The 7926-nt window shown below is 40.7% G+C and carries 5 protein-coding genes; all 5 read left to right on the forward strand.

Features of this window, described 5'->3' with window-relative positions; all coding sequences use genetic code 11:
- On the forward strand, positions 1 to 1171 hold a 1171-nt coding region (locus AC4GME_RS12620; protein ID WP_490379497.1), incomplete at its 5' end, for an AAA family ATPase.
- A 45-nt stretch (positions 1172 to 1216) separates the two neighbouring features.
- Complete coding sequence (locus tag AC4GME_RS12625; protein ID WP_490379498.1) at positions 1217 to 5008, forward strand: hypothetical protein; 3792 nt, start codon at positions 1217 to 1219, stop codon at positions 5006 to 5008.
- A gap of 89 nt (positions 5009 to 5097) precedes the next feature.
- Positions 5098 to 5556 (forward strand): hypothetical protein, encoded by a 459-nt coding sequence (locus tag AC4GME_RS12630; protein WP_490375853.1) that lies wholly within the window; start codon positions 5098 to 5100, stop codon positions 5554 to 5556.
- Between the two features lie 74 nt (positions 5557 to 5630).
- On the forward strand, positions 5631 to 7358 hold the full coding sequence (locus AC4GME_RS12635; RefSeq protein WP_490379499.1) for a hypothetical protein: 1728 nt from the start codon (positions 5631 to 5633) through the stop codon (positions 7356 to 7358).
- Positions 7359 to 7396: 38 nt separating this feature from the next.
- Complete coding sequence (gene tssB, locus AC4GME_RS12640) at positions 7397 to 7915, forward strand: type VI secretion system contractile sheath small subunit (protein ID WP_490375851.1); 519 nt, start codon at positions 7397 to 7399, stop codon at positions 7913 to 7915.
- Positions 7916 to 7926 lie beyond the last annotated feature (11 nt).

A 7926-nucleotide genomic window follows, 5' to 3' on the forward strand; every position in this document is an offset into this window, starting at 1 on the left:
TGAAGATGCCAGGCTGGAAATGGAACAAAAAATACGTGAGGAAGATTTCTCGCGGGTTGCCGAGCTGCAATACAAGACAATTCCGGATTGTGAGAAAACGCTGGAAGAATATTCAGATATAGATCTGTCGGATAAACGGTTTGTTCAGCAAGCGGTCACGGCTAATGATATAGCCGTAACTGTTTCGCGCACGACAGGAGTTCCGGTAGCAAAAATGATGGAGTCTGAGAAAGACAAGTTACTTAATTTAGAGTCTTACTTACGACAGCGAGTTGTTGGTCAAGAAGATGCACTTACAATAATAGCAAAAGCTATCAGACGATCGCGAGCAGGCGTGCAAAACCCTAATCGCCCGATAGCTTCATTTCTTATGCTTGGACCTACAGGTGTTGGTAAAACTGAAGTATCAAAAGCACTTGCAGAATACCTGTTTGATGATGAAGGCTCACTTATCCGCATCGATATGAGTGAGTTTATGGAAAAACATTCCGCCGCTCGTTTGATTGGAGCTCCACCTGGATATGTTGGTTATGAAGAGGGGGGCGTGTTGACAAATAGTGTTAATCGAAAACCTTATAGCGTTATCTTGTTCGATGAAGTGGAAAAAGCGCATCCAGATGTATTCAACCTGTTCCTGCAATTGCTTGACGAAGGGCGATTGACGGACAGTCATGGTCACACTGTAAACTTCTCAAATACGGTTGTTCTTATGACGTCCAATCTTGGTGATGAAAGCATCCAGGAAACTAAAACAGAACAAGAAATAGAGCGAATGAATGAAATGATTATGGAGGCTGTACGTTCGCACTTTCGCCCGGAATTTATTAATCGCCTCGATGATATTTTAATTTTTAAACAGTTGAAGGCTGAAGGTATGAAAGCGATTGCAGACATTCAGCTCAAGCGTCTTTCCAAGCTTCTACAGGAGCAAGATATACAGTTAGTTGTGAACGACAGTGCAAAAGCATTACTGGCCAGGCTTGGTTTTAATCCGTTAATGGGAGCAAGGCCTTTAAATCGAATTATTCAGTCCCGTTTGCAGGATGTTTTAGCACAAGACATTATTGCCGGCCTTCTTAAGTCGGGAGATCTTGTAAATGTGACGGCGGAAGAAGATGAAATTATCGTGACAATTGCAGAGGCACCTAATCAAGTACTACTCGATGAGTAGAAAGGTGTTATTGAATATGCATGCCAATAAGGAACGATTGGAAAAATGAAAAATTTAGATAAATTAAGTGTGGCACCCAGTGCTTCAAAATTAGAGTCAGTAGGTACTTTTTTTGCGGATAATTGGCTGTATGTTATCGTCTTTTTGTCTGTTTTAGCTGTTTTTCTACTGTTCTTTCTCTATAAAAAAAGAAAGAGCAATGCTTTAGCTAAAAAAAGTATAGAGGTTAAAGAAGAGCCTATTCCGGTTTCAAGCTTTAAGAAAATATGGCGTGGATTTTTACGGGAACTGCCGTGGCAGCTGCGCCGGGTATTAAGTATTTATCATCATTTTATTGTTATGGGAGATGTGGGGGCCGGTAAAAGTAGTCTGATTGATAGTCATACCGACTGGAAAGGACAGGCACTGCAGTTTTACCCAAGTTATATCGAGGATCCTCTATTACATATCTACCTAGGGGCAAAAATTCTTATTCAGGAAATTCCATCAACTCTGTTGAACGATACTTCAAAAAATGCCCGCTTAGCCTTACTCAAGCTATGGAGACCGCTCTATCGACATAAAAGTCCTACAGTGGTGTTCGTTCTCAATGGCATGAAGCTGAAAAATGATGATCCGGAATATCTAAAGAAACAAGCTCAGGTTGCCAGAGGGAAAATAAATCTGCTTGCTCAAATAACGGGTAAACCCATAGGTGTCAGGATTACTCTTACACACATGAGTGAAGTCGAAGGTTTTTCTGAGTTGTCAAAATTCCTCAGACAGAAAAATATTCAGTTAAAACTCGAGTTTTCTTCAAAAGAGGATATTGCAAATATTGAATATTGCCTAGAGTATTATGAAGCTTATTTGGAACAGGCTCTTGTCACGCTCTCTGCCGCTGAATATCTGAAAATTATTACCTTTATGCGTGCCGCACCAGTAATCCTCAAGGATTTGTCAGGTTTTATCTCCATTTTGCAAAGTCCTGATCCCTTATCACATATTCCCCGAATTGATGAAGTTTGTTTAACTTCAACCCTTGAGGGGGATTCTCTAGTTTCAAACCCATTTGCTACTACTCTTTCTTCAGAAGAACTGCAAAAGTTTAATCCTCTTCTCCGACATCAGATTGCAGCAGCAGTATTGCTAGTGGGGGGAATTATCTATTTGGGTAATGCATTTTTCTACGAGAAATATTTAGTTGAAGCAAAAGTAGAAGAGGTGGCGATTATTGAGGCTTCACCGCCTGCGCAGTATGGCCAGAAAATTCATCAGTTATTTATTGATCCCCTGACCAGTATGCAGACGCATGCATTAATGGAATTTTTACCTGATTTCTTTCCTCATATTAATAAAGAGATCGATAGACGTGTAATAGAACTTATACGTGAGACATATTTACTGCCAGAATTGGAGAGGTTTTATGTTGAAGGTAAAGATCAAGGAATCTCTAAAGATAAAAAAAGTGACTCTCTTTATGATTTACAAAATATAGATATTGTCGATGCACAGCAAAAGGTTTTGTACTTTTTGGGCTTGCTCTATGCGACCCGAAGTGATGATCTTGGAAAGCTTATTCTAAAAGATCCGGCTGTATGGGCTGAGACTCTTGGTTTATCCCAAATGTTGGTTGAGGATTATGTAAAGAATAATCAGTCTTCCTGGTCTGTTGATATGGATATAGAAAAGGTTACATATCGCAAGGGGGTAAATATAGCGACTGATCTTCATTACTGGATGGTCTATTTTACAAAAATAGAAACTCTCTATCAAAAAGAAGTTATTTCGAAGGCTGATTTCTATAAATTACAGAAAGAGACAGATTACCTTATTAACGTAATTAAGGAGATCGAACAATTTGATCTTGCTGTGACTGTTGCTGAGCTTCTGAAAAGGCAATCAATCCATGGTGTAACCGTTGATCTGGTCGAGCAGGAGAATGCCCAGCTTAGGCAGAAGGATGTTAAGAATTTTCTCTCACTAATAAATATGAGCAGATTTGATTATCCAGCGGTGAATGATAATTTAACGCTAATCGGTTTATGGGAACACCTGAAAGCTATGCTCCACTTTATGGGAGAAGAAGACAATGATGATCGGTTCTACCATTTTATTTTGGCTGGTCGTGAATTCAAATTTAACGCTAAGCGATGGAATGCTGTCAAAAATCGTAGCAGGATAACTTCCTTTTTAGATGATTTTATTGCGCACAACAGTCGACATGACGGTCTGCTTTTTTTTCCAGTAAAGAAAGAGTTTGATGATCTGGTCATGAATCCATTCAATGATGGAAGTTTTTTATTTTCAGGACATTCAATCGTTGACGGTAGGTTTACTAAGGAGGCCTTTGAGCAAAGGGTTAAACCTGTATTGACTGAACTTCCCAAGTTTTTTCAACAATTGCCAGTCTCAGAAAAGAGCAAAAGGCAACTTAATAATTTTCTTTTTAAAGAAATAGAAGTTTATGCTCGTCGATATGCAGAGGCGTATCGAGGTTATTACATGGACTTCGATATAAACGCCAACTCATCAGGAGCTCTCAGTTATGTGTTAACTCAGTTGACGCTTCCATCCTCTCAATTCATGGAATTTCTACTGAGTGTAAAGGAAAATACAGGCCTGGAGCTTGAGGCTAGCGAATATATGCGTCCTATGGTTTTGCAGCTTGCAGAGTTTGAATTTTTTCAGCGCCTTATGGCTGAGAAGAAAGGTGCTTTCCCAGAGCTAGAAAAGTATAAGTCCTTGTTAGAGCAGATGCAGAGTGTAATTGGAGAGGAGTCGTTAGCAGACGAAACTAAACGTCAGGATAAACCCCTTGGGGACTTTGCCAGCAAATTAACACCTTTGGGAAAAATAAGCTACTCGATTTATCTTGATGAACCTGGCTCGTACCTAAACCTGATAAAGCTATGGTTAAAGAGTGTCGGTATATCATCTCGATGGCAAGATGTATTTTTGGCTCCTGTCTATCAGGCTTACGCACTGGGTAGGGGCGAAGTGGAAGCAGAGTTGGAAAAAACATGGACAGCTCTTTGGAGGGATGATGTAAAACCACTTTATAGCCGCTTCCCGTTTGATAAAGCTTCTGCTCAAAATGTATCACTAGCAGAGCTTAAGAATGCTACTCACCCGGATGGACATTTTTGGCAGTATTTTAATACTCTGTTAGCTCCGTTATGTATTAAACAAGATGGTCATTGGTATCCACGCAGTGGAGTTCAGAGTGAATTAAGGTTGCCGGGCAATATGCTTCCAACATTGAATTCCCTTGATAGGATTTCTAAGGATTTATGGGCTAGCAATGGTGAAGCTCGGCCCCTTGAATTTATGATTCGCTCTGCACCATTACCTATTTCTATTTCCGATGAATATATCCCTGTTCTTTCGTATCTGCATATTGGCGAATCGGCTGTTGTTGGTTTTAACCAGAAGCCGTCCTGGAAAATGTTTAAATACTTCTGGCATAAAATTAGTGCTGCCTCGGTGGGACTTGAAATTGCTACAGCGAATAAAGATGAAAGAATGCAGCGTTCGCTTACTGTATCGAATGCTAATTGGAGCTTCTTTCACCTGCTTCAAAAAGCAGAAGAGATTACTTATGTCACTCAATTTTATATCGATGATAAAGCTGACAAGGATGCTAATACTGTCAGAGAAATAAAGCGTACGGATAATCTATTAAACCAGGATCCTGTTTGGATGTTGAATTGGCCAATTTTCTTTTCGGGATCGGATCTGGATTTTGATCCGGAGCAGGTGACAAGCAAAAATCAGCTTGATCAAAACGTATTAAACATAACATTTTCGATAGATAAAGACCCCTGGACTATATTTAGCCTTCCACCAAGGGAGTAATGGACAAAGATTAGCTCTGTAAGGGAATGTGGTTTGTTAAAAACAGTCAGGTTGTTTTGATGACAGTGCAAGGAATAAGGTGTAACTAAATGACTAGTTTGAGTGTTGGTAGAGAATTTTTAAAGTTATCGCGAGTGTTGAGTATATTTGCTCTGATGGCCGTAATGGCTGGTGGCACTGGTTGTTCAAACATAATGAACTTAATGGACAGTGACTCTATTAAGTTTTCTTTTGAGTCAGAGGAAGAAACTAATGATGGCCGGTCAATGTATGTTGTCATTCGTACAGTAAATAACAAGAACTTTATGATTGAAAGTTATGATCAGATTGCAGATATGGTTTATGGGGATTCACCTGATAAAGGATTTATTGTTTCGTATGTGATTTTACCGGGTAAGGAAAAAAATGTGACGATTAGTAAACCAGAAGATTCGGCGATAGCGGTTTATGCACTTTTTACCCACCCTGGTGAAAAGTGGAAAACTCTGATTAAGGCGCCTTTTGAAAAGGCGTATGACATTAAATTGCTCGATAACTCAATAGAATAGGTGACTGGCGATGATTAATTTTTATCTGTTATTTTTATTGTCTGCATCCTTAGGTTGGGCCGGAAGAATATATCATGACTGAATATATAGATATGGCACTGATTGATAAGGATTTAATGCTGGATGACTCTGTGTCTTTCAGTAAGTTGGACTGGCTTGAGCAGAGTTATACAGATGTAGATAGTTTTTGGCTCAAGTTCAAAAATTCGGTTGACCATATATTTTGTGTTGGTGGAACCAGTCGAATATTTGATAGCTATAACTTTTTTTACGATATTGTCCACCGCAACCGAGACAATACTGCTGCGTTGTGCTGGTACGATCCGTCTGCAGGGCTGAAAGAAATGTCTTATCAGGAGCTGGGTGTCAGGGCAACCCAAAAGGCGGCTGCCTGGTCGCGGCTAGGTGCTCAACCGGGACAGACATTTTGTATTATTAAAGCTATGAGTATTGAGCTGGCCGTTGACTTATTAGCTGCACTGAAAAATGGTTATGTTATTTCATTGTTACCACCCAAAGGCAAAGCTTTCCTCCTGACTCGGCTAGCTGCACTGCAACCAGATTATATAGTTACTGAAGAAAAAAATGTTGAATTGCTGTCTGACTGGTCAGAGAAATTGCTGCCAGACGTTCAGGGAGTGCAATATACCAGCACCGATGCGAATAGGTTTTTCACTTATCCATCCAAAGCTACCGTTTTCAGATGTTTTGATCCCTGCACTTCAGACTTATTACAGACTACAGATATAAGCAGTAACGCGGCCTTTCTTTTGGCTTTACGCGACGGATTTATCACTCTTGGGTTGCGGCCTGGCGAGGTTTATGCCGCTCCAGATATGTCCCTTCTGGAAACTCAGCCCAGCCTGCTTTTGGCGGGGTTACTTTGCGGGGCAACCTATTTTCATTTGCTGCCAGAGCAAATCGCAGCCAATCCTGAACTGGTAACTCGGCAACCAATAAAAATATTTGGAGTATCAAAGAAAGTACGCGACATCTTACTGGATAGCCAGACAAAGGTGGGGAGCGTATGGGAACGGTGGTTTCGTAATCCTTTAGAGTCCAATGATTTTGAACAATGGCATTGTTTTGTCGATGCCGCTGGGCTCGAAAACGCCTATAGCTATAACTGCAAATGGGAAGTAGCTCTTGGCGGCTGTGCCTTGATGTCGGTCGGTCGCAAAGGCAGAGTTCATATGAGTATGTTACCTGCGCCAGGAGTGGCATGGACTCTTGCCGAACAGGCAGACACGGAATCCGAGTCAATTACGGGTTATGGCGTTTTTTGTGCTTCTCTTCCCGGTGATTCAGTCCAGGAAAAAGTCGCAACACATACCCTTATGGTAATGGATAAGGGGCAACTGTTTTCAGTCGGATCCAGTGTTGTAAATCGCCGAGGCAGATTCTTTACAATAGATGAGGTTTTGGCCTGCATCACGAAAATAGCAGAAAATAACTCGGTTTTTTTCTCAATTTCTGAAGTACCTTCTATGGATACGGCACAAGATTCTAGCTTTGTTTTGTTGGTCTTTACCGGAGTAAATGTAGCGATAGATAGAGATGCGCTGCAAGTAAAAATTAATTTTACCATTTCCGAGCAAATGGGGGATGAATTTCAACCTGATAGGGTTGAATTTTTCCCGCTATTTCCCAGGTTTCTGGCTGAAATGGAAATCGATCATAATTGGTGTCGTGAACAATATATGAGTGGAAGGCTTATTCATAAGTCAAAGGATAAAATTTTTAAGCTGCTGACCCTGTTAAGAGCATGTGCCACAAATGGCGGTACAGCATTAAAGATGTAGTTTTAAAACAGAACTTATTTAATTCTTAGGAGAAATGTATGGCAATTCAAGATGAAATTCCAAAATCACGTCTCACGCTAAGGTATAAAACTGAGATTAACGGACAGCCGGAAGATGTAACGCTCCCTCTGCGAGTGATTGTGGAGGGGGATTTTTCCCAGGGGAGTTCCAAAGACAGGGCATTGGACCTTGAAGAAAGGCGGTTGCATAACCTGGACGGCACCAATTTGGATGCTGTTATTAAAGATATGGGCATGAGTCTAAATTTTGCTGTACCTAATAAAGTCGATCCTGAAGTGGCTGAAGATGTGGAAGTTGAAATTCCTATCGAAAGTATGAATTCCTTCTCTCCTGACCATGTGGCTAAGCATGTACCGAAGCTTCGAGGTCTGCTGCAAATAAAGGCACTGCTCGAAGAAGTTATTTCTAATGTGGATAACCGCAAGGACTTTCGTAAGTTGCTTAATGAGCTGATGGGCAATGATGAAGCGTTGGCCAGTATGTTAGGCCAGCTGAAAAGTTACGAAAGTCTTAAACTACCTACGAACGAAAAATAGTGAAATTAAGT

The organism is Psychromonas sp. (assembly GCF_983033635.1).